Source organism: Bremerella cremea (genome assembly GCF_039541315.1).
In the GTDB taxonomy this organism is placed as follows: Bacteria; Planctomycetota; Planctomycetia; order Pirellulales; family Pirellulaceae; genus Bremerella; species Bremerella cremea.
Genome location: NZ_BAABFZ010000003.1, coordinates 898752 through 925225, shown reverse-complemented (window position 1 = coordinate 925225; position 26474 = coordinate 898752). Strand labels below are relative to the sequence as shown.

Genomic DNA, 26474 nt, shown 5'->3' with positions numbered 1-26474 from the left:
GAACCCATGACCGCGCTCTGGAATTTGGTTCTGTTCGCCGACCGCGAAGCCGACTTCACGGCGATGGGAGATCACTTTCGCGCCGAATCGGCTCACTTGAATATTCCCCACTTCTTCGTGCTGGGACTTTCGATCCTGACTGTCGCGTCGCTCATCTGGGCGTTGACGCGTTGGCAGGACAATGACTTCGCGTGGAACCTGGACAACCCTCAGCGACTGTTCTGGGATCTTTGTCGTCGTCATGAGCTGAACACCAACGAAACGACACTACTTCGCAAGGTGAGTCGCGAACTTCAATTGGCCCATCCGGCCAGCTTGTTTGTCGATCCCCGCTTGCTGATTTCGGCCATGCAGTTGGAGAAGTTCCACGATCTGCACGGCGAGATTTCCAAGCTGGGCGAGATCTTCTTTGGCTTCCATCTGTGGCAGCAGGCGATGGCTGCCGACAACAATCGGATGCAAGAAGAGTCGGTCATCGTTTAACCAGCGACGGGTCGGATCTTCACGGCCGTTCCATAGGCCAGCACTTCGGTCGATCCCTGCATGAACTCGCTGCCGTCGTAACGCATGGCGATGATACCGTCGGCGCCGACTTGTTCTGCGTGCTCGATCAGCAGTTGATAAGCATGGCCGCGGGCCTCTTCACACACGGCGACATACTCGGGGATATTGCCGCCTGCGATCGAGCGGATCCCACCGACAAACCCCCGGGCAATCCCGGTCGAGCGAACGATGATGCCGCGAACGACTCCCAGGTATTCGACGATTTCGTAGCCGGCGATATCGTTGGCTGTCGTGACAATCATGCGTTGGACTTCCTTGTGCCTTCGTGAGATGAAACCAATAGCGAATGGCGTAGGTTATAGTCGCTCTCGCGGCTTAAAGGGGAGAGCGATTCAATGCTTTTGATCATCGACCCAGCCGAAGGGAGTGCTGATGGATCAGTTCAGACCGCGCATGAAAAAGGCCGAGAACATGTTCTCGGCCTTTCCCGTTTTGCTGATTGAAGATCGGCAGCTTAGAAAGCACTGTTGCCACTTGGGCGACGCTTCTGGAAGCCAGCCTTTTCCTTTTCGGCCTGAGCTTCGAGCTCTTCCAGCTTCGAGGCGGCATTCAAGCGAACCAGTTCTTCGGCTCCGACATAGCCGGCCCAGTCGATGAACTGGTCGACGCGGATGGCCTGGATACCGTTGGCTCGGGCAGCTTCGTTCATCTGCGAGTAAGCTGCGAGGCCACCTTCCGAGGTTTTTTCGGTCGGACGTTCGCCGAGGATCAGGTAACGAATGTCTGGGGTCAAAGCACCCTTGATGCTGCCAGTTTCGTCGACGTAAGCTGCGACCACGCCGCCAGCCGTTTCGATGATGCCACGCAGCATTTCCGAGTCGTCCTTGTCGTCGCCATCGATGTCGATGAAACCGACGATCGCGAACTTCTCTGGATGACCTGGAGTCCAGGTTGGGGTGAAGATGGTATCGCCAGGCATCACTGGGTTCGAGATATCGAAGTTGGTGATGCGAGCTTCAGCCTGGTGACGGTCGTGAATCTTGGTAACTTCGATCGTGGCCTTAGGATCGATACCCGCCAGGTTTTCCTGACCGACAGGGTAGACGCTGAAGGTCATCTGAGGACGAAGCAGGTCTTGCGAACCAAGGTTGATCCAGACGGTCTGTTCTCGCTGGTTCGACCAGACAACCTTGCCGTCAGGACGATCGGTGATCTTAGGCTGCAGGTCCTGGGTCACCTTCTTCAAGCCGTCCACCAGCTTTTGGAGGTCTCCCTTTTCCTTCTCCATCACCTTCTTTTCCTGGCTGAACTTGGCGGTCACCTGAGCGACTTGGCCTTCGATAGCTTGCTTCGAGGCCAACACCTTCTTTTGGTCATCCTGGAGAGCCTGACGCGAGGTGTTGTATTCGGCGGTCAACTTCTGGAGACGATCTTCGGCCGAGTTCTTTTCCGAGATTGCCTTGGCAACGTTGGCATCGGCGGTCTGGCGGATGGTGTCACGTTCCGCCTGCAGAGCATTGACCGTTTCACGAGCGGAAGCCAACTGTTGTTCCAGAGTCGAGTACTTGTTGCGAAGCTCGACCGGGATCTTGCGGTAATTCAGAGCCTGGGCATCCGGAGCGGTACCATTTTCATCGGCGACGAACGAATTAACGTCGCTGGTGAACTGGGTTTCGACTTCTTCCATGGTCGTTTCTTCGGTATGACCGATGATGACCTTCAGACGGTTACGCTCCAGCAGGTACTCGCGGGCCTTGCTCGATTCCGACTGAGCACGCGTGTTTGCATCCTTGGCGTCGGTCTGGGCTTTCAGGTTCGCGTTATAGAACACGCCTGTAGTGATACCCAAACCAACCACCATCATGACAAGCAAGATGACGGAGATCTGGAGACCTTGATTATCGCGGGCTGCCATGTGCGGAATTCTCCTTCGGGCGACAAGTGGTAGGGAGACGAGTCCAGGAATTACGGTCTCCCCAGTTTGCCTAAATTAGTCAAAGCTAGGGCAAATGCCAATCCGGCCGTTGGTAGGGACTACGTAAAATCTACGTAAGACGCTCTCAATTGGGCGTGATGGTTAAGCGATTGTTAACCGAGCTGCGGATTAGCGAAGGTGGATGAGTTGTGACTGAGCAGTATTCTGCCAGCATTGTTAGTCTACACGGCAAAAACGGGGAAGTCAACGAAATGGAATTTCCGTAAGTCGTTGTATCGCAATGGATTGATGGCATTGATGGAAAAATTATTCATGGTGATTTTTCGCAACGCACCTTCAGGGAGTCATGTTGAAAATGCACCAAGGGACCAAAGTGTGTTAAAACGCAACGCTGCTTGTTCGTAACTCGTTACTCCACAATAATCTACGTGCAGGGTGATCTTTCCGATCCGGCATCGGCTTCTCTTTCAGCAGTAGACATGATGAAAAATCGCACGCGGCAGACGTCGCTAAGTTTCGACACGGACGACGCTCAGGAAATTTCGGAAAAATCGCCGACACCGCCCGTGGTTGCTCAGCCAGTTGGGGATCCGGAAGATTTGACCGGCAAAGAGGTATGGGTGGTCGACTCGCACTCCCTGATCTTTCAGGTCTTCCATGCCATCCCTCCAATGACGGGGCCGGCCGGTCAGCCGGTCGCTGCGGTGTATGGCTTTGCTCGTGACATGGTCTTCCTGCTGGAAAAAAAGAAGCCGGACTATCTGATCTGCGCGTTCGATCTTTCCGGGCCCACGTTCCGCAACGAGCTTTACGATCAGTACAAAGCCAACCGCGACGAGATGCCGCAGGAACTCCCCTCGCAGATCGAATCGATCCGGCGAATGCTCGACGCGATGAACATCCCGGTGCTGGCGAAACCTGGTTTTGAGGCCGACGACGTCCTGGCTGCCGCCGCGAGAGTAGTGGAAGAGAAGGGGGGCCGCTGCACGCTGGTCACGACCGACAAAGACTGCCGCCAGTTGATCACCGACAACGTTCGGCTGTTCAACGTACGGAAAGATACCTTTTACACCGCCGAGTCGTTGATGGAAGACTGGGGCATTCGCCCGGATCAGGTCGTCGACTTCCAGGCGATGGTGGGCGATGCCGTCGACAACGTGCCTGGCATTCCGTTGATTGGTCCTAAGATCGCGAAAGACCTGCTTAATCAGTTCGGCACTTTAGAAGAGGTGCTCGATAACGTCGACAAGATCTCGGGCAAGAAGCGAAAAGAGAATATCACCAACGGTCGCGAACTGGCGTTGGTCAGCAAAGACCTGGTTCGCCTTCGCAACGATGTGCCTTTGGAATGGGACTGGGCCAGCTATCTGGTCAGCCCGGTCGATGGCCCGGCCTGCGAAGCGTTGTGCGACGAATTCGGTTTCCGTACGCTCTCGAAGCAACTTCAAAACCTGACCACGACTGGCCCTGGCTCGGTCCCGGCGGTAAGTGTTTTGGAGAGTGACACACTCGATTATCAGGCGATCGAAACGATCGATCAGTTGAAGGAACTGGCCAAACTTCTCGGCGAGCAAACGCGGATCTCGGTCGATACCGAAACAACGCATACCAATCCACGCTGGGCTGACCTCGTGGGGATCTCAGTTTGCTGGAAGCCAGGCACCGCGCGGTACATTCCGATTCAAACTCCGGAAGGAGACGCGAGTTTGCCACTGGAAGAGGTCGTCGAGATCTTGCGACCGGTGCTCGAAAACCAAGAGATCAAAAAGGTTGGGCAGAACCTGAAGTACGATCAGATCGTCTTCCGAGGTGCGGGGATCGATCTGGCTGGCGTCGACTTCGACACAATGATCGCTCATTACTTGCTGGAAGCCGGCGCACGATCGCATGGACTCGACGAGCTGGCGCGTCGCTATTTACAGCACGAAACGGTCAAAATCAGCGAACTGATCGGCACCGGCAAGAAGCAGATCTTGATGAGCGAAGTGCCGCTCGAAAAGATCTCGTACTATGCCTGTGAAGATGCCGATATTCCTTTGCGACTGTATGAAATCCTGGGTGGTCGTCTCGACGAAGAAGGGCTGAACGATCTGTTCGACGATGTCGAAGTTCCGCTGGTTGATGTGCTGGCCGAGATGGAATTCAACGGCATTCGAGTCGATACCGATCGCTTGAAAGGCTTGAGCGATTCGTACGGAGAACGCCTGGCTGAGGTCGAACAGGAAATCTATAAGATCGCCGAGCAGCCCTTCAACATTGCTTCCCCCAAGCAGCTTGCCGAGATCTTGTTCGAGAAACGGGGCCTGCCAGTCATTAAGAAGACCAAGACAGGGGCTTCCACCGATGCGGAAGTGCTCGAACAGCTCGCCAAGCAAGATCCGCTGCCGAAGAAGATCGTCGACTTCCGTCAGTACGCGAAGCTGAAGAACACCTACATCGACGCGTTGCCGAACATGATTTGTCCGAAGACGAATCTGGTGCACACGTCGTTCAATCAAGTGGTCGCCGCGACCGGTCGCTTGAGCTCGAACGAACCGAACCTGCAGAACATTCCGATCCGTACGGAAGAAGGCAAGGAAATTCGTTCGGCGTTTAAAGCGAGCCGAGATGGCTGGGTGTTGGTGTGTGCCGACTACTCGCAGATCGAACTGCGTGTGCTGGCTCACTACAGCAAAGACGAGGCCCTCCGCGAGGCGTATCAGAACGATCAAGACATTCACGCCAAGGTCGCGTCGGAGGTCTACGGCATTCCTTTAGAGGAAGTCACTTCCAACGAACGCCGCAGCGCCAAGGCGATCAACTTTGGGATCGTCTACGGGCAAAGTGCGTTCGGCCTGGCGAAAAGCCTTGATATCGAGAAGGATGAAGCATTTGGTTTCATTGATGCTTACTTCCGCAAATACCCAGGCGTCGACGACTTCATGGAGAACACCTTGAAGCAGTGCTTCGTCGATGGCTTCGTGAAGACGATCCTGGGACGACGGCGTAAGATCGAAGGGGTCCGTTCGCCACAGAAACGAGATCGCATGGCCCGGCAGCTTCTGATGCCGGAACGGACCGCCGTCAATTCGGTAATCCAAGGTTCGGCTGCGGATATCATCAAGCTGGCAATGATTCGGGTCCATCGAGCACTGGCCGCATCCGACCTGCAATCACGTTTACTACTGCAGATTCACGACGAACTGGTGTTCGAGGCGCCCCCGGAAGAAGTGGAACCGTTGGTGAAGCTGATGCTCCCTGAAATGACCGGAGCCGTCGAGCTGGATGTACCGCTGGTCGTCGATGTAGAGGCAGGCCAAAACTGGGCCGAGTGCGAGGCAGTCGATTTCAGCGGGTAAGTGTCCACCCAAGAAACTTTGGCAGGGAAAAAAGGCCAGATGTCTTCTTGGGATTCAATCCCTTAAGGGCAGCTTCTCTGCCACGAAGCTGCAAGCATGCTGCGATGAAGACAATCGGTATCCTGGGTGGAATTGCCTCAGGCAAGAGTGCCGCGACCGAGGCGTTGCGGCAACTTGGTGCGGTGATCTTCGATGCCGACAAAGCTGGGCATCAGGTTCTCGAAATGCCCGAGGTGAAAGAGCAGATTCAGGATCGGTTTTCGAACGACGTTTTTGACGAAGAAGGAAACGTTTCGAGGCCCAAATTAGCCCGGCTGGTGTTTGGTAATACCGACGACCATCGGCAAGCACTGGCCGACCTCGAGAAGATTTCGCATCCCCGCATTGGGGCGTTGTTGGAAGCAGCCCGCTCGCAAGCAATGGCAGAAGATGCCCCTGCGTTCGTGTTAGACGCCCCGGTAATGATTAAGGCGGGCTGGATTCGCCACTGCGACTATGTCCTGTTCATCGATTCCTCTCGCGCCCATCGGCTGGAACGTGCCCTTGCGCGAAAGTGGACTGAAAATGAGTTTGACATTCGCGAGGCAGCGCAGGAAGAATTAGAGGTCAAACGGAATCTCGCCGACATCGTCATTCCGAACAACGACGACTTATCCCAGCTACGAGCCGCGATCGAAGCCTTTTGGAAACGGCAAGTCGCCCCCCCGCCAGGTCATCGCGGGAATCCGCGATAGCTTCCCCCAAAGATTTTCCTTTCCATCTCATATTGAGCTAGGAATGAGGGCGATCTTTTAGTGGCGATCAAACCCACCTTAAAACAAAGGTGGGGGTCGAGAACCTTCCTCCGGGAAAAGATGCCTGAATTATCGTTACCCCTTTAAATTACAACCATTTACGAAGACTGGTATTCCTTCGAATATCGCCTCGCGAACTTTCCGGCCATTTGCTACAACGAAAGAGTCTCCTCCTCATTCCTGGAACAGCCGGCGTCCTTCGTACACGCCATCCAAGCCAATTCATGAACCGATTCCCTTGGAAACCGGTCCAGGTTCGTTGGTTGAAGAGAGCTCCTTTTATCAGTTCCGGCCCAGGAAACTTCTCTCGGAGAACGATCTCCTATGCCACACAGAAACTCGACGACAAACCGAAATTCCAATAACAGTTCGAATTCCACGAGCAACAAACTAACTTCCCGCGTCTCGAAGGACGGGAACTCGTTCGGTGCTGGCATCTTGCCCGAAACCGACGGCAACGCTTCGGAACAACCCACTCAGCCAATGCCCAATTCGCCCCAATCTTCTGATTCCAATTCAAACCATAGTTCTGATGGTCATCGCCATTCGCGCGGACCTTCTAAGCGGAACAACAATCACTACGACGACGGTCCCGAACCGATGTCGCTGGCAGAGCAGATCGCCCGAGGCAAACAGCGCGGAGAAACGGTTGAAGAGGACGAGCAGTTCGAGCAGCTCAAGCACAGCGAAGTGCATATCGCCGAACTTCAGAAGATGTCGATGACCGAGCTGATCGAAGAAGCTCGCAAAGAAAACCTTGAAGACGTATCGGGCTCGCGCCGCCAGGACCTGATCTTCCGCATCCTGAAGGAACGCGTGAAGATGTCGGGCCTGATGTACGGCGAAGGGACGCTCGAAATCCTTCCCGATGGCTTCGGCTTCCTGCGTAGCCCGGACTATCACTATCTTTCGTGCCCAGACGATATCTACGTCTCGCCGAGCCAGATTCGTCGGTTCGGCTTGAAGACCGGTAACATCGTCACCGGCCAGATCCGTCCGCCCAAAGAAAACGAACGTTACTTCGCATTACTGCGAGTCGAAGCGGTCAACTACCAAGACCCGAACGTCGCCGCCCAGAAGGTCTTCTTCGATGACCTGACGCCACTGCATCCCGACGATCGGATCCGCATGGAAACGGCGACGGAAGAAGTCAGTGGCCGCATCATCGATCTGATCGTGCCGATCGGTTTCGGTCAGCGTGGTCTGATTGTCAGCCCGCCTCGTGCCGGTAAGACAATCATGATGCAGAACATGGCGAAGGCTGTGTTGGCGAATTATCCCGACGCGTACGTCATCATGCTGTTGATCGACGAACGGCCGGAAGAAGTCACCGACATGGAACGCCAAGTCAAAGGCCCTAACTGCGAGGTCATCAGCTCGACGTTCGACGAACCGCCGTCCCGCCATGTTCAGGTCGCCGAAATGGTGATCGAAAAGGCGAAGCGAATGGTCGAGTTCGGCACCGACGTGGTGATCTTCCTCGACTCGATTACCCGTTTGGCGCGTGCGTGGAACAGCGAATGCCCACCATCCGGCAAGCTTCTGTCGGGCGGTTTGGATGCCAACGCACTGCAGCGACCGAAGCGATTCCTCGGTTCGGCACGCAAGGTCGAAGAAGGGGGCTCGCTGACGATCATCGCCACCGCCCTGGTCGATACCGGTAGCCGCATGGACGACGTCATCTTTGAAGAGTTCAAAGGGACCGGTAACCAGGAAATCGTGCTCGATCGCCGCATGGTCGATCGCCGCATCTGGCCTGCCATCGACATCAACGCTAGTGGTACGCGTCGCGAAGAAATGCTGATGGACCCGGACGAATACCGCCGCGTGTGTATCTTGCGTCGTGTCTTGAACGACATGAGTCCGACCGATGCGATGGAGTTTTTGCTGGGTCACATGAGCAAGAACAAAACCAACGCCGAATTTCTCATGAGCATGAACGTCCAGTAATCAAGCGTACTGGCCAACCAGGCTCAGTTTTGTCTCGTTCCCCCGTCGACTGATCGTTGGCGGGGGATAGTCGAGGCTCTCTCCCCATTTATCTGCATCCTTGCCGAGGCCCTTCCGTGCCAAATACTTACACCGGAACTGACTTCCAGCCGGAAGATCTTCAGGTCGCCATTGTCGTTTCGACCTACAACCACTCGATTACCGACAAGCTGCTGACCGGTTCGCTGCAAACTCTGGAAAGCCGCGGAATCAGCACCGACAAGATCGACGTTGCCAAGGTGCCAGGTGCCTGGGAAATCCCCCTGGCCGCCGCGGTGATGGCTCGCACCAAGAAGTATGCCGCGGTAATCTGTCTGGGCTGTGTGATCCGAGGCGAAACGACCCACGACGTGCACATCAACACCCAGGTGAGCCAGACCTTGGGCAACCTGGCGATGGAATGCGAAATCCCGGTGGCGTTTGGAGTTCTGACCTGCAACACCGTCGAGCAGGCGATCAGCCGGTCCGGGGGGGCTGTCGGAAACAAAGGTGTGGAAGCGGCAGAAGCGGCCCTCGAAATGATGGGACTTCTCCGAAAACTGCCAGTCGCGAAACCATGACCCTGGCTCGCTCGCTATAATTCAACAGACGCAACCGGCCAGCCCCACCGAATTCAGGCCGGTTGTACGTTTCTCGAGACGAGGCACTCTCTTAGATTCCCATGGCAAGACGCAGTCGAGCGCGCGAAGTTGTTCTTCAGATCCTCTATCAAGAGGACCTTAATCCCGATGCCGATCCCGGTCTGGCAGATCAGTTCCTTCGCGCACGCTTGAAGAATGATGAGAACCTGGTCGAGTTCGGGCGATACCTCCTGGTCGGTACCCGCGAACATCGCAAGAGAATCGATATGCAGTTGGAACGGTTCGCCGACAACTGGAGCTTGCGGCGTATGGCTGCGACCGATCGCAACTTGTTGCGGTTGGGGGCTTTCGAGATTCTTTATTCGGACACGCCGGCACGCGTTGCCATCAACGAAGCGGTCGAGTTGGCCAAGCGTTTCGGCGGCAAGCACAGCCCGCAGTTCGTGAACGGTCTGCTGGATCGTATTCTGAAGAGCAAGCAAGCCCTGGGGGATGCGTAAGCACGCATCCTTCTAAATCTCAGGCATCCGCAACATTTCCGCCGGCCCAGTTCTGTCGGCAAAGGCAGCTACATGAAACCCTCGGCAGACAAATTGCCTCGAATGGGGTACATTGGCGTGCGGACCCCCTTTCATGTTTGCCCAATTAAATAGGCATAAGGCGAGAGTCGTAACGATGGGAATTTTCGGATTCGGTAAGAAGAAAGAAGACGCTGAAGGCACCTCGTCCGAAGCAGGAGCCGAAAAGCAGCCAGGTTTCTTTGGCCGCTTGGCGCAAGGCATGACGCGAACGCGTCGCCTGCTGAATACCGACATCCGCGATCTCTTCAAAGCGGAAGGACGCCTGGTCGACGAAGAGCTTCTCGACGAGATCTTCGCCATCCTCATTCAAACCGACATGGGAGCCGGCCCAGCGACGCAGATCAAAGATCGCATCGCCCGTGACTTCCGTGGCCGTATCGTCCATACCGAAGACATCCTGAAAGACATTCGGGAAGAGCTCGCCAGCCTGATGCAGCAGGATGACGAACCGATCAAGATGGCGGCCGAAGGCCCCACGGTGATCCTGGTAGTCGGCGTGAACGGCGCCGGCAAGACAACCACCATCGCCAAGCTCACCCGCTGGTTTATCGATCAAGGCAACTCGGTGGTCCTGGGGGCCGGCGATACCTTCCGTGCCGCGGCGACCGAGCAGTTAACCATCTGGGCCGAACGTCTAGGGGCCACGATCATCAAGGGAGAGCAGGGGACCGACCCCGCCAGTGTCGTCTTCCGGGCGGTGGACGAAGGCCTGAAGGCGAATGCCGACGTGATCATCATCGATACGGCCGGTCGTCTGCAAACGCAAAAGAACCTGATGACCGAGCTCGAAAAGATGCGTCGCGTCATCGGTAAGAAGATCGAAGACGGCCCGCACGAGGTGCTGCTGGTCCTGGATGCGACCGCCGGCCAAAACGGGATCAGCCAGGCCAAGGGGTTCTCGGAAGCGGCTCAGTGTACCGGGATCGTGCTGACCAAGCTGGACGGGACCGCCAAGGGGGGTGTCGTTGTGCCGATTCGCAAGGCCTTCGAGCTGCCGGTCAAATTCATTGGTGTGGGTGAGAAGCCAGAAGACCTGACGCGCTTCGATACCAATACCTTCTGCGACGCCTTGTTCGCCGAGTAATCGTCGGTAAGGTTCTGAATGCGAGCGATTGCTAGCGGCGTGGCATTGCCTGCGCTGGCGATCGTTATCACCGGTTCTATTCTCCTCAATTTGCGTCTCGTACCGGTTCTGCGGGATTTTCGTTTAATTCCAGGTTCCGGTCAGGCCGATGCTTATGGTGCGGCATGTCTCCGTGTCCGTGGGAAGCGTGGGTGATTGGCCACAGCTTCCAATGAAATAAACCAGAAGTTATTTGGGGGGATCATCGATGTTTCAACGCATCGTGTTTGGTCTAGTTATTGCCGCGATGATGTCGGTCTCATTATCCAGCGCCGAAGCTGGGGACCAAGCATTCAGCCGCGTCTGGGGCGGAACTTACGGCAGCTATGACTGGGAGCGGTTCTACCACTATCCCTACGTCTACTATCCCCAGAACTTCCAGGGTGCTGATTACTATCGCAGCCGCGAAAGCCTGTACTATCGCTATCCGGCCGAAATGCGAATTCCTGTCTACAACGAACAGTGGCAGAACCCATACCCAAACGGTCGTCTGTACCACTCGGGTCACCACTTCCTGCTGGACGTGTTTTAATCACATCGCGGAAGCTGCCTGAAGCAAATCAACAAAGCGAGAGTCTGCTAAGCCGGCTCTCGCTTTTTGCTGCGCGCTGCTCGAAAGAAGGCAACGCGTGAAGATAAACGGTTCGAAACGCTTTGCCCTCTTAGCCGAAGCCGCGGCAGAGCTTTTCCAGAACATCGGTAGCCGTGTAAAGCTGTTCGATCTCGATGAACTCGTCCTTGGTGTGTGCCTGGGCCAAGGAGCCTGGGCCGAAGACCACCGACGGGACGCCAATCGCAAAGTATGCCGGCGAATCGGTGCCATAGGCGACCTGCATCGACTCGCTGGTCACGCCGAATTCCGAAGCGACGTCGGCAATGCGTCGGGCCAGTTCCTGGTTCGAGTCAGCCAATGGCAGGCCTGGCGAGCTCATGTATGGGGGATCGTGCTCAACTTTCTCAGGGGCATCGATCCGCGAAGCAATGAAGTCGATCACCTCTTGGCGGACTGCCTCTTGCGATTCGCCTGGCAACACGCGTCGATCGATTTCAATCGTGCAGCGATCTGGTACCGTGTTCACGCTGACGCCACCATGCACGGTTCCGACGCTGATGGTGGGAAGTCCGAGCACGCCTTGCTCTTCGGCGGTGTTCAAGACGGTTTGTTCGTATTCGCGAATCGCCCGTAAAACATCTCCCATGCGATAGATCGCGTTGTCGCCGACCGAAGGTCTGCTGCTATGGGCGGCCTGCCCCTTGGCGTGGCAGCGCCAACGGACGACCCCTTTGTGCGAGACCACCACGTTCATCAAGGTAGGTTCCGCGACGATGACCGCGTCCGGCAGTTTCGAGATCAATTGGGATTCGCCACTCTTCCAGACACTCGCCAGGTGCCGAGCGCCGGTGAAGCCGCATTCTTCGTTGACGGTGCAAGCGACCAGCACGGTCGGCATGTCTTCGCTTGGCTGTTCTTTCAGACGCGACAGCACCGCCAGGCACATCGCCATGCCACCTTTCACGTCGCAAGCGCCGCGACCATAGATCCGGTTCTCGACCAGGTTGGCCCCGAACGGAGCGACCGTCATGCCATCGACCGGAACGGTATCCTGGTGGGCTTCCAGCACGATGATCTTATCGGAGCTGCCGGGCAGGCAAGCGACGACATTGTCGCGCTGCGGCGAGACTTCCATCCGTTCGTACTTGACCCCGATTTCCTGGAAGATCTTTTCCAGCAAGTCGCCCAAACGGTATTCGAGTTGAATCTCGGGCTGATCGACTTTGTGCCCCATCGGATTGACGCTGGGAACTTGGACCAGTCGTTGCGTCAATTGCACCACATCCATCGGCATAAGTGAGTCCTGGTTGTTACGTATCCGTAACGCTTATTCTGAGAATCCTCGGTCGATCCCAGAAAGTTGGTTGTTGAAGTGAAATGGCGGCCGCAATGCCTTGCTAATTCGCCCTCTTTCCATTGTTCGCGCTTAGGCGATTTCTAACAAGCGTCCCGCGTCTCTGGAAGGGTTGGTTTATAATACGAAGTTTGGCCAAAATCGTAATTCTGCCTCTTTCGCGTCACCCAGGGAGCCTGCGGAGTGCCTTCTCCTCCACGCAAACCGACGACATTCTTAATCCAGGCCTTCGATCTGGCGGCCTGGCCGGTGGTGTTGTTCGGCGAAGGAAACGCGGTTCGCTACTTGAACGCCGCCGCCGAGAAAGCCTTAGGCGTTTCGCGTGACGAACTGTTCGATCTCGCGGCCAAGTATCACGGGCTCGGGCAGTTACCCAAAGCTTTGCAATTGGTCTCTGATCTTTGCCCTGCCTCGAATGTCTGGCTTGGCGAAGTCGGAACTCGCGAGATTACCCTGGTCGCTGACGAGACCACCGAAGAAATTCGCTGGCAAGGGATCTTCTACCCGATCACCGATCAACCAGACACCGATGCGGTAGCGTTGGTTCGTAACGTGATGGTAATGCTCGCCCCGCCGGAACGCATTCCTAATTCTGGGCCATTGCAACCGCAAGAAGAGATTCACGCAACACTTCAAGCCTTGCGGCACGAATATCGTGGACGATATGCGGTAAGCCACCTGGTGGGGATCAGCACGGCGATGATCCGCGTGCGGCGATTGGTCGACCTGGCATCGCAGTCTCGCGTTCCAGTCTTGGTGATCGGACAGCCAGGCACAGGGCGTGAGCAAGTTGCCCGCACGATCTGTTACGCATCGAACCATGGTCAGGCAGGGCCGGTGATTTCGATCCAAGGGGAACTGATGGATGCCGAAATCATGCAGACAACCATCCGAGCGTTCGTGCGGCGCTGCTTAGATGAAGACGAAACCAAGCATGCTTCACTCATTCTATTGAACGCCGAGAAGATGGATCTTGGCGCTCAAAGCGAGCTGCTGCATCTGTTGGATCTGATCGACATCGACCTGCGAATCTTGTCGACGTCTTCCGAGTCGCTTTTGGCGCTTGCGCGCCGCGGCCAGTTTCGTGAAGACCTGGCGTTTCGGATTTCGACATTGGAAATTGAACTGCCGCCTCTTTGCGATCGGCCTGAAGACATTCCGTATCTTGCCCAAGCCATTGTGGAAGAATTGAACGTCCCTTCTGATCGGCAACTGCAATCGATCTCGGCCGACGCGATCGATCGACTTCAGCAGCAAGAGTGGCCTGGCAATATCGATCAACTGACCGAGATACTGACCACGGCCCATGAGGTCGCCACCGGATTTACCTTGGACGTGACCGACTTCCCGGTCGATGTCGCTCGGACGCCGGCCAAGAAGGTGGAAGCGAAGCAGGCCGAGTCGATCGACTTGGATGCTGCTTTGGAAGCGTACGAACGCGAGATCTTGATACGGACGTTGAAGGCGGCAAAGGGAAACAAAACCCAGGCTGCCAATATGTTAGGGATTTCTCGAGCCCGATTGCACCGTCGAATCGAGCAATGGGGGCTCGAATGAGTGGTAGGAAGGGGCTGAGCGTGGTTGTCACTTCGGACCACGCTTTTTACGATGAGTAGAGGTTGTCATGGATCTATCGGATCGGTGTGTACTGTACGAACCTCAGCCTTGCTGGGCTCCCCGCTTGCGGGGGCTGACGCCGACGTCGTCGGTTGGTTTTGTCGAGGTTCGAATTGCCTCTGAGGTTGCCAAGCTGCTGCAAGAGGATAGTCACCGACTGCTGATGGTGGCTCTGCGAGACTCGATGACGGCCCCGCAAGTCGCGGCTCGCATCCGGCAAGTCGCCGAAGTCCGAAGTCGCTGGCCGGCATGTCACGTTCTGCTGTTGCTGGATGAGCAGATGGATGCCTGGCATCGGGCCTGCTGGGAAATGGGAAGTGGATTGGTTCTGATTGGAACGAAGTCACTTCCGATCATTGGTCGAACCATCGATCATTTTCTGGCCGACCTTCCTGACGAAACCGAAGTTCCAGAAACGGAACGAGACCCCTTGGATTGGCTCCCCTGGTAGACGCCACCCTCAACTCACAAACCACGCGGCACGTACCTCACACGTTTCGCGAAGCTGCTTCCGCTCGAAGGAGAGTTCTCCATGGCTGATGTGCAACAAGTCATCAAAGCCCTTGAAAGTGTCAAAGACCCGCTTAGTGGTCGTCCGATTACCACGACCGATCAGGTCAAGGAAGTCGACGTCCATGAATCGAAGGCATCGTTCATCCTGGAACTGACCACGCATAGCGCGCCGCTGTGGGAAGAAACCAAAGAGCTGGCCAAAGCGGCCGTTCAAAAGGCGATGCCTGATCTGACCGAGGTCACCATCCAGGTCCGCGAACATCAACGCAAGATCGAACCGATCGGCCAGATTGGTTTGACTGCCCGCAGCGTCATTGCGGTTGGCTCCGGCAAAGGTGGCGTTGGTAAAAGCACGGTTGCTTCGTGCCTCGCCTATGCCTTGAAGAAGTCGGGTGCCAAGGTTGGTTTGATGGACGCCGATATCTATGGCCCCAGCATTCCTCACCTGCTTGGTGTGAGTGGTCGCCCGGAAGTCATCGAGAAACGGATTCAGCCGAAGGAAGTCGACGGCATGAAGATCATCTCGATGGGATTGATTGTCGATCCGAACGAAGCGGTCATCTGGCGTGGCCCCATGCTGCATGGTGCGGTGACGCAGTTCCTTCGCGATACCGATTGGGGACCGCTCGACTATCTGATCATCGACATGCCACCAGGCACCGGGGATATTGCTTTGACCCTGAGTCAATTGTTGCCACTGACCGGCAGCGTCGTCGTTTGCACACCACAGCAAGTGGCTTTGCTCGACGCGATCAAGGCGATCGTGATGTTCCGCAAGGTGAAGATTCCGGTGCTCGGATTGGTCGAGAACATGAGCGGTTTCGTATGCCCAGACACCGGTAAGGAATGGGACATCTTCGGACGGGGTGGCGCTCAAAAGAAGGCCGAGGAAATGGACGTTCCGTTCCTGGGCGACGTGCCGATTACGATCTCGATTCGAGAACAGGGTGACGCCGGAAAGACCAGCGATGTTCTGCAGAATGAAGTGACCGCACCACGGTTCGAGCAGATCGCTTACAAGCTGGTGAAGCAGTTGGCCGACTCGGCCGCAGAGAAGCCACCGATGCCGACGTTAACTGTTCTGTAGTCAGCACTTCCAGCACAGCGACAAGAAAAAGTTAGAGCCGTTTTTCGCAGGAAAAACGGCTCTGTCTCGTTGTGATCTTGCTGAGGGAAAAGACGCACGTTGTGGGTGCGTCTCTTCAGCGAAGCGGGCTTACTTAGGCCTTCTTCTTGGAGGTCTTCTTTGCCGACTTCTTGGCAGCCTTCTTCACGGTCTTTTTAACCGTGGTGGTCTTCTTGGTGGCGGCCTTCTTAGGAGCAGCCTTCTTGACGACCTTCTTCTTTGCGGTCTTCTTTGGGGCAGCCTTCTTGGTGGCGGCCTTCTTCACGGCTTTCTTAGGAGCCTTCTTGGCGGCAGCCTTCTTTGGAGCAGCCTTTTTGGCGGCAGCCTTCTTGGTGGTTGCCTTTTTCGGTGCAGCCTTCTTAACAGTCTTCTTCTTTGTGGCCACTTAAACGTCCTCCGTAAGATCACGTCGCGACTTGGTTGACAACGAAAGTGTATCGAACCGATCGATCGCTTTCAGTGTTCCACTACGTTGCGACAAACATAAAAACTTGCCGGGCGCCCTGAGGGCAGTGCAGCTTCCGATGCTACCCGGTGCCTTCCTTCAGGCATTCACAAAAGAAGCTGAGGTAAGTTGTACGTATATTCGTTTTTTTTGCAACACGTTTTCCACATCTCACGATGCACAACTGCAAACTTCTTTGAGAAAAAATCGGGGTCGCGTAGAGAAGAGAAACGCGCGCTTCGTGGTTGTTGGAAGCGCGCTCGTGCAGCGCGCTTTAGTACAACGCGACCGTTAGATGTTCGCCGCGCTTGATCGATGGTTGCGCTTGCGATTGTTCGATACCAAACATCGTGCGCGAGTAAGGACGCGTCATCCAATGCTTCATCGAATGAAAAAAGTTAGAGCGAACGCGCGAGTAATCGAACATCGTGTGGCCTAACGAAGAAAGAATTGTGTGCCACACTTCCGGTCGCTTTGCTTGTCGCCAATGAATCGGATCGAAGCCATACCACTCGGGTTTTTGCGGGATAAACGTGATGTCGTCTTCTTTGCCGAACGCTTGTAAGCGTGCGTCGAGTTCTTCCGCGCGCTGCTGCACCGTAACCAACTGAAGGTTCGAAGAAGGAAACATCATCGCGCGGAGCGCACGAAACTTGTATGGTGCTAAACTTCGCACGCCGGCAAGTGGAATGCCTGTGATCGCGATGGGCCCTTCGGTTGTCCGCAAGCGAATGATGCACTGCTCGATCCAGTCAATGATTTGATCAACGGTGCGATCGTAGAGAAGGTCGTTACCGATATCGGTGATCACCGAAGTGGTTTTTACTGGACCAGAAACTTTTTCCAGCGAAGGCCAAAGTTCGCTCTCTAAAATGCCTGGAAGACGTCGGCAGAGAAACTTCGACTGGGTCCCATAAGAACGACCGCGACCAATCGCGGCATAGACTTCCAGCGGTTGTGGAATCATCTCCGGGGCAACGTGCAGAAGAACTTCCAGGCTCTTGGCCACGTTACTAGCGCCAAGCACGATCAAGCGTTGACGCACTGTTTCGTTTTGTGGACTGGTCACCAAAGGTTGTTCCCTCCGTATCGATTGGAACCACTTAGTTCCTGATAGTTTTGAATCGCCATGAAGCCGAAAAAGATCGGCATGAAGCGCTGTTCTGCTTGAAATGCCCAGATCGCCACGGCGATTGCACAAATCAGCGAAAGCATTAACGAGTTACGAATGGCCTGGCCGCCGTCGACCATCTGAAAAAGTTCGCGCGAGATCTTGCCACCGTCGAGCGGCCATATTGGCAGTAAATTGATCAGCCCCCACCAAATGTTGATGAACAACATGTCGAGGATGAAAACAAACACGTTTGGTTTCGACATCAGACCCATGCTGGGGACTAACGTGTACCAGCGCGGGATGTTGGTGCCTTCGAACCATTCCAGTTCTATGGAAGCAACTCGCGTGCCTGCCAGGAACGCTAACATCAAGCCAGCCAACAGGAAGCCGGCGGCAGGGCCGGCAGCGCTGATGATGATTTGGGTCCATTTGCTCCGCCTTGCACGGCCAGGGCCGTATTGCGATTGAACGTATGGGTTATGGATGGCCAATCCGCCGAACGAATACAAAACAACGCTCGGCTGCCAACCGAAGTAGCGAATCACAATCGCATGTCCCATCTCGTGCACCAGGATCGAAATGAACACCGCCACGATCCACAGCAATACCATCTGTGGAGTTCGATCTGCCGCGAAGCCCATCAAGGCCGACACCAACCAGAACATGGGATGGATACGAACCGGGATGTTGAGCAGATTGAAGTGGAGGTCGTACGGAGTCTGGCGCGGTTCGGTAAGAAACATGCGTGGTGATTTCGTAAGGAATATGGTCGATGCCATGCTCCTTGGAACGTGTCGCCTTGATTCGTTCGTTTGCCAACGAACAAAACCAAGACAGCAGGCTCTTAAGGACTAGGCGAAAAACAAAAGCAAACAGGGCAATTCAGTTGGCATCTTAACGTTTATTTTGTGGCCGCATGAATCCAGGGGCGCAAAAAAAGAGAGGCCGCAAACATGTTGCGGCCTCTCTTCGTGAATCAAGTGCGTGGGAAAACGTAAGGCTTAGTCTTCCAGTTCGATGATCTGCACGTTACGCCATTTGATCTGCTTGCCGACTTTCTTTTCGTCGCCACCGATGCCGTGAACCTGCAGGGCGATGAAGCCACTCGAGGTCATGTCATCTTTCAGATCGGCCGCAGGAACGCCGTTGACCCAAGTCTTGATCGAGTTGCCGCGGCATTCGATGCGGTACTTGTTCCATTCGTTCTGCTTGAAGGCCTTCTGGGCTTCTGGCTTGTCCTTCAGGTTGAACAACCAACCACGACGACCTTCGTCGTAGATGCCACCGCTCCAGGCACGATCCGAAGGATCGATTTCGACCTGGTAACCATGCACGCGACCGGCACCGACCTTCACTTCTTTGCCATCGCTCGTCTTGTAGGTCTTCGGTTCGTCGTAAACGTTGCTGCGAACCTGGATGCCCGAGTTGAGCAGCGGGTCGACCATGTACTCAACTTCCAGAATGAAGTTGTCGTAAGGCTTGTCGGTGCACAGAAAACTGTTGCCAGTCTTGGGAACCGAAGTCCCAATGATCATGCCATCTTCCACGGTGTACTTTGCCGTGCCACCTTTCTGAACCCAACCGTTCAGCGTTTCGCCATCGAACAGCGGGGTGAACTTTTCATCTTCAGCACAAACGAAGCTGGCCGACAGCAGGACGGCGGTGAGGCAGGCAGGAGCGATCCAAGAGCGATTCATGGGGATATTTTCCTTGAGGTGTTCCGGTGAATTGCGGAGGGGGTATCGTGAAAACGAAATTCAGAATAGTTGAGTTTCTGTGCAATGTCCATCCCTGCGGCTAGGCATGTTCCGGTGAGTTTCGCCCGGCGTTTGTCGAGTCATGTTCCTCGTTTTCTTCTGTTTTTTCTGAGGGAAGACACCACCAAACGATCGCGCAGCCACCGATACCGGCGATGGCCGAGGCGATCAGAATACCCAGCTTCGCATCGTCGCGATGTTCCGACATCCTTCCATAGGCAAGATTGGTGATGAACAGCGACATCGTGAAGCCGATGCCCCCTAGCCACGACAGGCCATAAAGCATCCCCCACGAAACGCCGCGCGGCAGTCGAGCCAGTCCCATCTTGACCGCACCCCAGGCCAACAGCGTGATGCCAAGCTGCTTGCCGACCAATAAGCCGACGATCACGCCAATGGTGACCGGGTGACTCAGCTTCTCACCCAGGTTGCCATTTAGTTCGATCCCGGCGTTGGCCAACGCGAAGACAGGCATGATGAAGAAGGTGATCCACAAGTGAAGGGCGTTCTCGAACCGCTTCAGTGGAGTCTGCGTCAAGCGACTGGCCGTTTCGACATCCGAAATCATCGCGTGACTTTGTTTGTCTTTAAGCACGCTCGTTTCTTCTTCGTGACGTGCTTCGATTCGATCGAGCAGCATGCGTGTCGAGATCAAGAATTCATCCGACTGAAGTCTCGGTCGTGCAGGAATCGTTAGCGCTGCCAAGATTCCAGCGATGGTCGGATGAATGCCGGACTTCAAAAAACAAAACCAAAGGGCGAGCGATAGAAACACATAAGGTGCCGATCGACGGACACCGAACGCATTGCACAGCGCCAGGCAGACAAAGAAGAGGGACGCCAACCCAACCATCGGCCAGACGATGTCTTCGGTATAGAAGAAGGCAATCACCATCGACGCGCCAATGTCGTCGACAATCGCGAACGCCGTCAGAAAGACTTTCGCTGCAAGAGGCACACGCGAACCCAACAGAGAAAGGATACCCAGGCTGAACGCAATGTCGGTCGCCATGGGAACCCCCCAGCCTTCCTGGCCAGCGGTTGAGTGCAAATTGATCAGCAGGAAGATCGCTGCCGGAAAGATCATGCCACCCAAGGCAGCGACGGCCGGTAAGACTGCTTCACGAACGGACGAGAGCTCGCCGACTAATATCTCGCGTTTGATTTCCAGGCCAACGACAAAGAAGAAGATCGCCATCAAGGCATCGTTGATGAAGTGATGGACGTCGAGCACGAGATGCGAGTTGCCCAGTCCAACATCGACCGGCGCCGAAAGAATCTCGTGATACGCTTCAGCCCAATGGCTATTGGCGAGGTAGAGAGCACCGATCGTACTGATCATCAGCAGCACGCCCCCCCACGCGGCATCTGAGATCAAGCCTTCCAGTGGCGAGATCAACCGACGGATCGGTCCCCGCGTCTTCCACATCAAGTAATAGTCTTGATCTTGCGTATTATCGTTCATCCGCTGACCTGATTTCAGGTGGGTGCCGGTTTGGTGGGGGATTAACGGAAGATTAGGAGCAGGGAACGGGCGTAGCAACTAGCTGTTTCTCGCTTGGCGCTATGCTATAGTGACCGGTCTTGCCGGAGTTTCTATTCCTTTCACCACCTTCCCGGAGACACCCTCATGAACTCCCGTTGGATGCAAAGCGGTACGTTCGCCGCTCTCTTTACTTTTCTGTTGGTTGGTTCATTGCAAGCTGAACTCACCATGCCGGCGCTCTTCACCGATCACATGGTGCTACAGCGCGACATGCCGATCTTTATCTGGGGAAGTTCCGATAAAGGTGCCGAGGTAAACGTGACACTTGGTGACCAGAAAGTCACGGTCACTGCCAACGACAACGGCAAATGGAAAGCGGAGCTGAAGCCTCTGCCAGCCGGCGGGCCTCACCAGGTCGTCGTCCGAAGTGGCGATGCTGAAAAGGTCATCACCGATGTTCTGGTTGGCGAAGTCTGGGTTTGCAGCGGCCAGTCGAACATGCAGTGGGACGTGAACGCTTCGAACGATGCGGACCTCGAACGTCTGACGGCGAACTTCCCCAAGATTCGACTGATCAGCGTGCCTCAGGTCGGTACCCAGGAAGCTCAAGAGTCGTTCAACGGCAAATGGGAACTCTGCACGCCTGATACGGTTGGCAGCTTCTCCGGTGTTGGCTATTTCTTCGGTCGCCAGATCTATCAAACCTTGGACGTGCCGGTCGGTCTGATCGACAACGCCTGGGGTGGTTCGTCCGCCGAAGCTTGGGTGGAACGTGACGTGCTGAAGAACAGTGGCAAGTTCAACGAACTGATGGCTCGCTGGGAACAGACCGAAGCGACCTACAACCACGAACAAGCCGTTGCCCAGTACAAAGAAAACCTGAAAGCTTGGGAAGAAAAGGCCAAGCAGGCCAAAGCGGACGGCAAGCCAGAGCCAGGCGGAAAGCCAGGCCCACCACGCAATCCGCTCACCAACCAGCACCGTCCAGCGAACTTGTACCAAGGCGTGCTGAACCCAATCATCGGTTACGGCATCCGTGGCGTGATCTGGTACCAGGGCGAATCGAACGCTGGTCGTGCTTATCAGTACCGCGACTTGTTCCCTCTGATGATCCAGAACTGGCGTGATCGCTGGGGTCAGGGGGACTTTCCATTCTATTGGGTTCAGTTGGCCGACTTCCTGCAAGAGCGTACCGAACCAGGCGACAGTGCTTGGGCCGAACTTCGTGAAGCTCAAACGATGACCCTCGATCGCCTGCCGAATACCGGTCAGGCCGTCATCATCGATCTGGGCGAAGCGGAAGACATTCACCCACGTAATAAGCAAGACGTCGCCAAGCGTCTGGCTCGACTCGCGCTGGCCAACGAATATGGCTACAAGATCGTTAGCCAAAGCCCGCGTTACAAGTCGATGAGCGTCGAAGGCAATGCGATCGTGATCGAAATGGATACCTACGGTAGCCAACTCGATTCGTTCGATACCCGCGCTTTGCAGGGTTTCACTATCGCTGGTGCCGATAAAAAGTTCGTGAATGCCAAGGCTGAACTGATCGGCAGCAACAAGGTTCGAGTTTCGAGCCCTGAAGTGAAAGAGCCTGTGGCCGTTCGCTATGCTTGGGGTGACAACCCCGTGGCGAACCTGCAGAACGCTCAGGCCATGCCTGCCACACCATTCCGGACCGACGACTGGGATGGAACGACCAAGAACAACAAGTAAGCTCGCTTGACTTGCTGAACCTCAACGATCGGGCCGCGAGTCGAATTGGATTCGCGGTCCGATTTCGTTTCTTGATTCGACTTGGCCTTCAGTTAGCGATGGCAAATAATCATCCTTCAAGTCGAAGCCTTGATTTCATAGACCAACCTCAGGAGATCGTCCTATGCTGCTGTTCGCTCAAGCCGGGAAAGAAGAAGCACCCCAAGATGCCATCACGCGTCTGTCCGAGTTCTACAAAACCGCTTCCGATTTTCTCATCGAGCAAGGTCCGATCTGGGTGACCAATGTGATCGCCGCGATCGTGGTGCTATTTTTGGGATGGGTGGCAGCGCGCATCTTTCGGAATTTGTTCAATCGGGCGCTCCAGCGAAGTCATCTCGATAACACGCTATCTGGTTTCCTGTCGAACATTGCCTATGCCTTGGTCGTTGGTCTGGTAATCATCGCCGCGCTGAATCAACTTGGGATTAATACCACCTCGCTGGCGGCCGTCGTTGGGGCGGCCGGTTTGGCAGTTGGCTTAGCCTTACAAAATTCGCTCTCGAACTTTGCCTCGGGCATCATGCTGATCATGTTCCGTCCGTTCGGCGTCGGGGACTTTGTCGAAGCGGCCGGTGCGACTGGGATCGTGCAGGAAGTCCATATCTTCCACACGGTGATGCGGACGATCGACAACAAGCGGGTGATCGTCCCTAATGGCGAGATCACCAAAGCGGTCATCACCAACTTCACCGGGCATGCGACCCGCATGGTCGATCTGGAAATCGGCTGCGGCTACAACGACGACATTCGGGCGGTGAAGCAGTTCTTGATCGAGACACTCGAGGCCGACGAGCGAATTCAGAAAGATCCTGCGGTCGAAGTTCGCGTGTTTGAACTAGGTGACAGCGCAATCATCTTCAAAGTGCGTGGTTGGGTGAAGACGCCTGATTGGTGGGCGACACGCTGCGATATTGTCGAAGAGATCAAAGTCGGCATGGATGAACGGGGATTCCACATTCCGTTCCCGCAACGCGACGTCCACTTCTATCAAGAAACAGAAAAGCAGCCTGCGTAAAAGACGGGCCGCAAAAGTTGAAGCCGGTTACTGCCTTTCATGACAGTAACCTTCGTTTCTGTGTGGGGCCAAGACACGTGCCTGAGGTCTCTTGCTTGCGCGGCAGCGATATCCTTAAGCCACGGTTGAACTGGCAGGCACGTAGTGCTTGTTGATCAAGTCGTTCTGAAGCCACAACAGCTTATTGAATGCACGAAGCGTCTTTACTTCCGTTTCGCGATCCAACCCCAGCCCGGTAATGGTGACAATCAAAGCGTCGGCAACAAAGCCCATCAACGCATTCATCTGTACCAGCGGGACATCGAGGTCGCGGCTACCGGCGGCCGGCGTATGAATCTTGCCGACCATGTCGAGATAGCTCAGCATTTTTTCGTCGTACGGTTTGGTGACCAGCGTGACCAGGTAGCGTGCCAGGTGCTGTTTGCGGAACTGGATCTGTTCGTGATCGAGCGACAACGCTTCGACCGAAGTCGGAACGTCTCCTTCGTAGCCGTGCTGACGCGGCACGAAATGACGCCAGGTGGCATCGTAGCCGTGAAGCTTGTCGTAGACCGCATCGACCAGCCCTGGGACCAAGGGGGCCAACGCTTCCGCGGCACCATGGACTGCCTCGATATCCTCTCCGCCAAAACCTACGAACTCGAGCAGATAACCGAAACGGTAGCCCAGGTCCGATTCCAAACGTGCTTCGTCGATATGTTTCATGGCTTTCCCAATCGAGTAAGAGAGGAACTTACGCTAAACTGGATGAGGCGGGAGGCAAAACGGACAAAGGAGTCCTGTTTTGTTTTTTGCAATCTACGACACGAATAATTGGATGTCAATGTCCAATTTAGCCACACTTGTGGGAAAAGCATGTTTTCGCAGACTGTTGAATATGCTCTGCGAGCGGTATGCCACCTGGCCTACACCGCTCCGGATAGCTCGACTACCGAAGAAATCGCGAACAGCACTAAGGTTCCGATTGCCTATCTTTCCAAGGTCCTCCAAGGACTGGCTCGAACCGGGGTCGTGAAGTCGCAGCGGGGCGTTGGCGGCGGGATCTCGCTGGTGAAGTCTCCAGCCGAGCTGACCATTCTGGAAGTGGTCAACGCGGTCGATCCGATCGAGCGGATCTCGACCTGTCCACTAGGTCTCTCGGCGCATGGCAAGAATCTTTGCCCGCTCCATCGTCGGCTCGACAACGCGATGGCCAGCGTGGAAGAGGCATTTCGCAGCACGACCTTGGCGGAAGTGATCGCTGAACCGACCACCAGCATTCCGCTGTGCGAGTTTCCGAGTGAACGCCCGCAGAAGAAATAGTTGCGGCGCACGAAAAAGCCCAGGTACCAACGAGGCAGGGAACCTGGGCTTCATTCCGGAATCGACAACCACGCTTAGTGGTTGGCTCGTTCCGCATCTTCAACCGCTTGGATTTCAGCCTTGAGGTTTTCTTCTTCGTCAGCGGTCATCTGCTGGAGCTCACCATTGTCGGTCGTGCCGCCACCACAGCCGGTGGTTAGCCCGAGAGCCAGAAACAACATCGCAATCGATACATACTTCATCGGAGGATTCTCTTTCGAGGGGTGAGAGGGAGCATTGCCACTTCGACAGGGTAGGGGACGAAGTGGCAAGTTGAATTCAGACTTCAAACCAACGGCAAGTTACGGCCAATCGAACGTCTTGCGATCGTCGGCCAGGGCAGCGTAGGTGAAGACCAGGCCATCGACGGTGTAAGGAATGAAGCGAACCGAACCATCGCCGAGGCAGAAGTTCGTGCCACCGTTGTGCGACGAACCGAAGTATGGATGCCAGCCCTTGAACACGCCATTCAAGCTGTACTTGGCGTCGAACGATTCAAAGGCCCCGCTGTCGTCGAACTTCGGAGCGGCCCAGTCTGGGATTGGGACCAGGGGAGTCGAGTCGCCGCTGCCCGAGTCGTAGTACGAACCGAAGCGGATGACGTCTTCGTCCCAACCGGCGTTGTTCCACATTTCGTTATCGCCACCTTCGATCCCGTAGGCCGAATCGTGGAGAGCCTTTTCGCCAACCATGATCGTGTTCGACGAACCATCACGGATGTGTTCGATCATGGCTGGGAACTTCGTCTTGTTGTTGCGAACGACACCATGCTTACCGGTGCTGGTGCCCGCACGCATGCCGCTGCTGTGACGTTCGCCGGCGTTACCAGCGTAGTCGGCACGATAGACCTTGCTACCGCCGTAAGGCGTGGCAACTCGACGTGATGGACAGAAGTAGCCAGCGACACCATTGCGAGCGATCGAGCCTTCGGTACCGGTGGCGTTGTTCGGATCGCCCAGGTCATAAAGGGCCGTCTGTTCCAGGAAGGGGAGGATCTGGTAGGTCCAGTTGAAGTAGTCGAGTTGGTCTGCATTGCAGCAGTCGCTCGGGCTCGACGAACCCATCGGAACGGCGGCGGTCGTATCGCTACCACCGTATGGCAGGTGACCGTATGTATCTTGGAAGTTATGGAAGGCGAGACCAATCTGCTTCAGGTGATTGGTGCACTGGGTACGACGGGCCGATTCTCGTGCTTGCTGCACGGCCGGCAAGAGCAGGGCGATCAAGATCCCGATGATTGCGATGACCACCAGCAGTTCCACGAGCGTGAACGCAGAACGACGCGAAGCATGGGGCGGGAAGATGCGGTTCATAAAACGAAAGGTCCTATGGGTTCGTGTTTGGCGACGGGTCGGAGTGAAGTTGCTGCCGAGGGGAAGGCCAGACAACGAATGGGCGTCGCCGAAAAACTCGATGCGCGAACCATCACGTTCTCTCTGGCCACACCGGCGGGAACGGGCTCGCGAAGCAAGGAAGCTAGTGGTCGCGTATGAAGAAAAAGCGAAGGGAATTGTGGGGGAGAGATGAAGCGATTTCTGCTGATTCCGAA

At 55.5% G+C, this 26474-nt stretch carries 25 protein-coding genes; 14 read left to right on the top strand and 11 right to left on the bottom strand.

Annotated features, from left to right (window positions below):
• The first annotated feature begins 6 nt into the window (after positions 1–6).
• On the top strand, positions 7–483 hold the full coding sequence (locus ABD890_RS06010; RefSeq protein WP_345086865.1) for a hypothetical protein: 477 nt from the start codon (positions 7–9) through the stop codon (positions 481–483).
• Here the strand turns inward: ABD890_RS06010 and ABD890_RS06005 are convergent.
• Both ABD890_RS06005 and ABD890_RS06000 read right to left on the bottom strand, forming a co-directional pair.
• Entirely contained in the window at positions 480–806 is a 327-nt protein-coding gene (locus ABD890_RS06005; protein ID WP_345086863.1) for a YbjQ family protein, read from the bottom strand. The two genes, ABD890_RS06010 and ABD890_RS06005, sit on opposite strands and share 4 nt — an antisense overlap.
• A 212-nt stretch (positions 807–1018) precedes the next feature.
• Positions 1019–2419, bottom strand: coding sequence for a hypothetical protein (locus ABD890_RS06000; protein ID WP_345086861.1), 1401 nt, complete (start codon positions 2417–2419; stop codon positions 1019–1021).
• A gap of 500 nt (positions 2420–2919) precedes the next feature.
• Here ABD890_RS06000 and polA point away from each other — a divergent pair, with 500 nt between their 5' ends.
• From polA to ABD890_RS05965, 7 genes are all read left to right on the top strand, one after another.
• The gene (gene polA / locus ABD890_RS05995; protein WP_345086859.1) at positions 2920–5778 is read left to right on the top strand and encodes a DNA polymerase I; all 2859 of its coding nucleotides are present in this window, start codon (positions 2920–2922) and stop codon (positions 5776–5778) included.
• A 104-nt stretch (positions 5779–5882) separates the two neighbouring features.
• Positions 5883–6512, top strand: a complete 630-nt coding sequence (gene coaE / locus ABD890_RS05990) for a dephospho-CoA kinase (protein ID WP_345086857.1) — start codon at positions 5883–5885, stop codon at positions 6510–6512.
• Between the two features lie 543 nt (positions 6513–7055).
• The gene (rho, locus tag ABD890_RS05985; protein ID WP_425548477.1) at positions 7056–8522 is read left to right on the top strand and encodes a transcription termination factor Rho; all 1467 of its coding nucleotides are present in this window, start codon (positions 7056–7058) and stop codon (positions 8520–8522) included.
• 116 nt (positions 8523–8638) lie between these two features.
• Positions 8639–9121 carry a 6,7-dimethyl-8-ribityllumazine synthase gene (gene ribH / locus ABD890_RS05980; protein WP_345086855.1) on the top strand — a complete coding sequence of 161 codons (483 nt, stop codon included), beginning with the start codon at positions 8639–8641 and terminating at the stop codon, positions 9119–9121.
• Positions 9122–9222: 101 nt separating this feature from the next.
• A complete protein-coding gene (gene nusB, locus ABD890_RS05975) occupies positions 9223–9642 on the top strand; it encodes a transcription antitermination factor NusB (RefSeq protein WP_345086853.1) in 420 nt (139 codons plus the stop codon).
• 175 nt (positions 9643–9817) lie between these two features.
• Positions 9818–10807, top strand: a complete 990-nt coding sequence (gene ftsY / locus ABD890_RS05970) for a signal recognition particle-docking protein FtsY (RefSeq protein WP_345086852.1) — start codon at positions 9818–9820, stop codon at positions 10805–10807.
• Positions 10808–11054: 247 nt separating this feature from the next.
• Positions 11055–11378, top strand: coding sequence for a calmodulin-binding protein (locus ABD890_RS05965; protein WP_345086850.1), 324 nt, complete (start codon positions 11055–11057; stop codon positions 11376–11378).
• A gap of 130 nt (positions 11379–11508) precedes the next feature.
• On the opposite strand, the gene ABD890_RS05960 is transcribed toward ABD890_RS05965, so the two are convergent.
• Entirely contained in the window at positions 11509–12693 is a 1185-nt protein-coding gene (locus ABD890_RS05960) for a M20 family metallopeptidase (protein WP_345086848.1), read from the bottom strand.
• A 243-nt stretch (positions 12694–12936) separates the two neighbouring features.
• Between ABD890_RS05960 and ABD890_RS05955 the strand changes: the two genes are divergently transcribed.
• From ABD890_RS05955 to ABD890_RS05945, 3 genes are all read left to right on the top strand, one after another.
• Positions 12937–14310 carry an AAA-type ATPase lid domain-containing protein gene (locus ABD890_RS05955; protein WP_345086846.1) on the top strand — a complete coding sequence of 458 codons (1374 nt, stop codon included), beginning with the start codon at positions 12937–12939 and terminating at the stop codon, positions 14308–14310.
• 67 nt (positions 14311–14377) lie between these two features.
• Positions 14378–14821 carry a hypothetical protein gene (locus ABD890_RS05950; protein ID WP_345086844.1) on the top strand — a complete coding sequence of 148 codons (444 nt, stop codon included), beginning with the start codon at positions 14378–14380 and terminating at the stop codon, positions 14819–14821.
• A gap of 81 nt (positions 14822–14902) precedes the next feature.
• Positions 14903–15970, top strand: a complete 1068-nt coding sequence (locus ABD890_RS05945; RefSeq protein ID WP_345086842.1) for an Mrp/NBP35 family ATP-binding protein — start codon at positions 14903–14905, stop codon at positions 15968–15970.
• Between the two features lie 133 nt (positions 15971–16103).
• Here the strand turns inward: ABD890_RS05945 and ABD890_RS05940 are convergent, their stop codons facing one another.
• The 5 genes from ABD890_RS05940 to nhaA form a co-directional block, all read right to left on the bottom strand.
• Entirely contained in the window at positions 16104–16394 is a 291-nt protein-coding gene (locus tag ABD890_RS05940) for a hypothetical protein (RefSeq protein WP_345086840.1), read from the bottom strand.
• Between the two features lie 334 nt (positions 16395–16728).
• A complete protein-coding gene (locus tag ABD890_RS05935; protein WP_345086838.1) occupies positions 16729–17523 on the bottom strand; it encodes an SGNH/GDSL hydrolase family protein in 795 nt (264 codons plus the stop codon).
• Entirely contained in the window at positions 17520–18311 is a 792-nt protein-coding gene (locus ABD890_RS05930; RefSeq protein WP_345086836.1) for a site-2 protease family protein, read from the bottom strand. The genes ABD890_RS05935 and ABD890_RS05930 overlap by 4 nt, the downstream gene beginning before the upstream one ends.
• Before the next feature lie 258 nt (positions 18312–18569).
• The gene (locus ABD890_RS05925; protein ID WP_345086834.1) at positions 18570–19265 is read right to left on the bottom strand and encodes a 3-keto-disaccharide hydrolase; all 696 of its coding nucleotides are present in this window, start codon (positions 19263–19265) and stop codon (positions 18570–18572) included.
• A gap of 100 nt (positions 19266–19365) precedes the next feature.
• Entirely contained in the window at positions 19366–20790 is a 1425-nt protein-coding gene (gene nhaA, locus ABD890_RS05920; protein WP_345086832.1) for a Na+/H+ antiporter NhaA, read from the bottom strand.
• Between the two features lie 165 nt (positions 20791–20955).
• Between nhaA and ABD890_RS05915 the strand changes: the two genes are divergently transcribed.
• Positions 20956–22527 carry a sialate O-acetylesterase gene (locus ABD890_RS05915; RefSeq protein ID WP_345086830.1) on the top strand — a complete coding sequence of 524 codons (1572 nt, stop codon included), beginning with the start codon at positions 20956–20958 and terminating at the stop codon, positions 22525–22527.
• A gap of 163 nt (positions 22528–22690) precedes the next feature.
• Entirely contained in the window at positions 22691–23584 is an 894-nt protein-coding gene (locus ABD890_RS05910) for a mechanosensitive ion channel family protein (RefSeq protein WP_345086828.1), read from the top strand.
• 114 nt (positions 23585–23698) lie between these two features.
• On the opposite strand, the gene ABD890_RS05905 is transcribed toward ABD890_RS05910, so the two are convergent.
• Positions 23699–24289 carry a protoglobin family protein gene (locus tag ABD890_RS05905; RefSeq protein WP_345086827.1) on the bottom strand — a complete coding sequence of 197 codons (591 nt, stop codon included), beginning with the start codon at positions 24287–24289 and terminating at the stop codon, positions 23699–23701.
• Between the two features lie 150 nt (positions 24290–24439).
• Between ABD890_RS05905 and ABD890_RS05900 the strand changes: the two genes are divergently transcribed.
• A complete protein-coding gene (locus ABD890_RS05900) occupies positions 24440–24886 on the top strand; it encodes an RrF2 family transcriptional regulator (RefSeq protein WP_345086825.1) in 447 nt (148 codons plus the stop codon).
• 74 nt (positions 24887–24960) lie between these two features.
• Here the strand turns inward: ABD890_RS05900 and ABD890_RS05895 are convergent, their stop codons facing one another.
• Positions 24961–25128 carry a hypothetical protein gene (locus ABD890_RS05895; RefSeq protein ID WP_345086824.1) on the bottom strand — a complete coding sequence of 56 codons (168 nt, stop codon included), beginning with the start codon at positions 25126–25128 and terminating at the stop codon, positions 24961–24963.
• Positions 25129–25227: 99 nt separating this feature from the next.
• Complete coding sequence (locus tag ABD890_RS05890; RefSeq protein WP_345086822.1) at positions 25228–26238, bottom strand: DUF1559 domain-containing protein; 1011 nt, start codon at positions 26236–26238, stop codon at positions 25228–25230.
• Positions 26239–26474: the final 236 nt, after the last annotated feature.

Excerpts from the sequence above, each read along its gene's own strand:
- ABD890_RS06010 (WP_345086865.1), top strand. The coding sequence starts at position 7 with ATGACCGCGCTCTGGAATTTGGTTCTGTTCGCCGACCGCGAAGCCGAC.
- ABD890_RS06005 (WP_345086863.1), bottom strand. The coding sequence starts at position 806 with ATGATTGTCACGACAGCCAACGATATCGCCGGCTACGAAATCGTCGAA.
- ABD890_RS06000 (WP_345086861.1), bottom strand. The coding sequence starts at position 2,419 with ATGGCAGCCCGCGATAATCAAGGTCTCCAGATCTCCGTCATCTTGCTT.
- polA (WP_345086859.1), top strand. The coding sequence starts at position 2,920 with ATGATGAAAAATCGCACGCGGCAGACGTCGCTAAGTTTCGACACGGAC.
- coaE (WP_345086857.1), top strand. The coding sequence starts at position 5,883 with ATGAAGACAATCGGTATCCTGGGTGGAATTGCCTCAGGCAAGAGTGCC.
- rho (WP_425548477.1), top strand. The coding sequence starts at position 7,056 with ATGCCCAATTCGCCCCAATCTTCTGATTCCAATTCAAACCATAGTTCT.
- nusB (WP_345086853.1), top strand. The coding sequence starts at position 9,223 with ATGGCAAGACGCAGTCGAGCGCGCGAAGTTGTTCTTCAGATCCTCTAT.
- ftsY (WP_345086852.1), top strand. The coding sequence starts at position 9,818 with ATGGGAATTTTCGGATTCGGTAAGAAGAAAGAAGACGCTGAAGGCACC.
- ABD890_RS05965 (WP_345086850.1), top strand. The coding sequence starts at position 11,055 with ATGTTTCAACGCATCGTGTTTGGTCTAGTTATTGCCGCGATGATGTCG.
- ABD890_RS05960 (WP_345086848.1), bottom strand. The coding sequence starts at position 12,693 with ATGCCGATGGATGTGGTGCAATTGACGCAACGACTGGTCCAAGTTCCC.
- ABD890_RS05950 (WP_345086844.1), top strand. The coding sequence starts at position 14,378 with ATGGATCTATCGGATCGGTGTGTACTGTACGAACCTCAGCCTTGCTGG.
- ABD890_RS05945 (WP_345086842.1), top strand. The coding sequence starts at position 14,903 with ATGGCTGATGTGCAACAAGTCATCAAAGCCCTTGAAAGTGTCAAAGAC.
- ABD890_RS05930 (WP_345086836.1), bottom strand. The coding sequence starts at position 18,311 with ATGTTTCTTACCGAACCGCGCCAGACTCCGTACGACCTCCACTTCAAT.
- ABD890_RS05925 (WP_345086834.1), bottom strand. The coding sequence starts at position 19,265 with ATGAATCGCTCTTGGATCGCTCCTGCCTGCCTCACCGCCGTCCTGCTG.
- nhaA (WP_345086832.1), bottom strand. The coding sequence starts at position 20,790 with ATGAACGATAATACGCAAGATCAAGACTATTACTTGATGTGGAAGACG.
- ABD890_RS05915 (WP_345086830.1), top strand. The coding sequence starts at position 20,956 with ATGAACTCCCGTTGGATGCAAAGCGGTACGTTCGCCGCTCTCTTTACT.
- ABD890_RS05910 (WP_345086828.1), top strand. The coding sequence starts at position 22,691 with ATGCTGCTGTTCGCTCAAGCCGGGAAAGAAGAAGCACCCCAAGATGCC.
- ABD890_RS05905 (WP_345086827.1), bottom strand. The coding sequence starts at position 24,289 with ATGAAACATATCGACGAAGCACGTTTGGAATCGGACCTGGGCTACCGT.
- ABD890_RS05900 (WP_345086825.1), top strand. The coding sequence starts at position 24,440 with ATGTTTTCGCAGACTGTTGAATATGCTCTGCGAGCGGTATGCCACCTG.
- ABD890_RS05895 (WP_345086824.1), bottom strand. The coding sequence starts at position 25,128 with ATGAAGTATGTATCGATTGCGATGTTGTTTCTGGCTCTCGGGCTAACC.
- ABD890_RS05890 (WP_345086822.1), bottom strand. The coding sequence starts at position 26,238 with ATGAACCGCATCTTCCCGCCCCATGCTTCGCGTCGTTCTGCGTTCACG.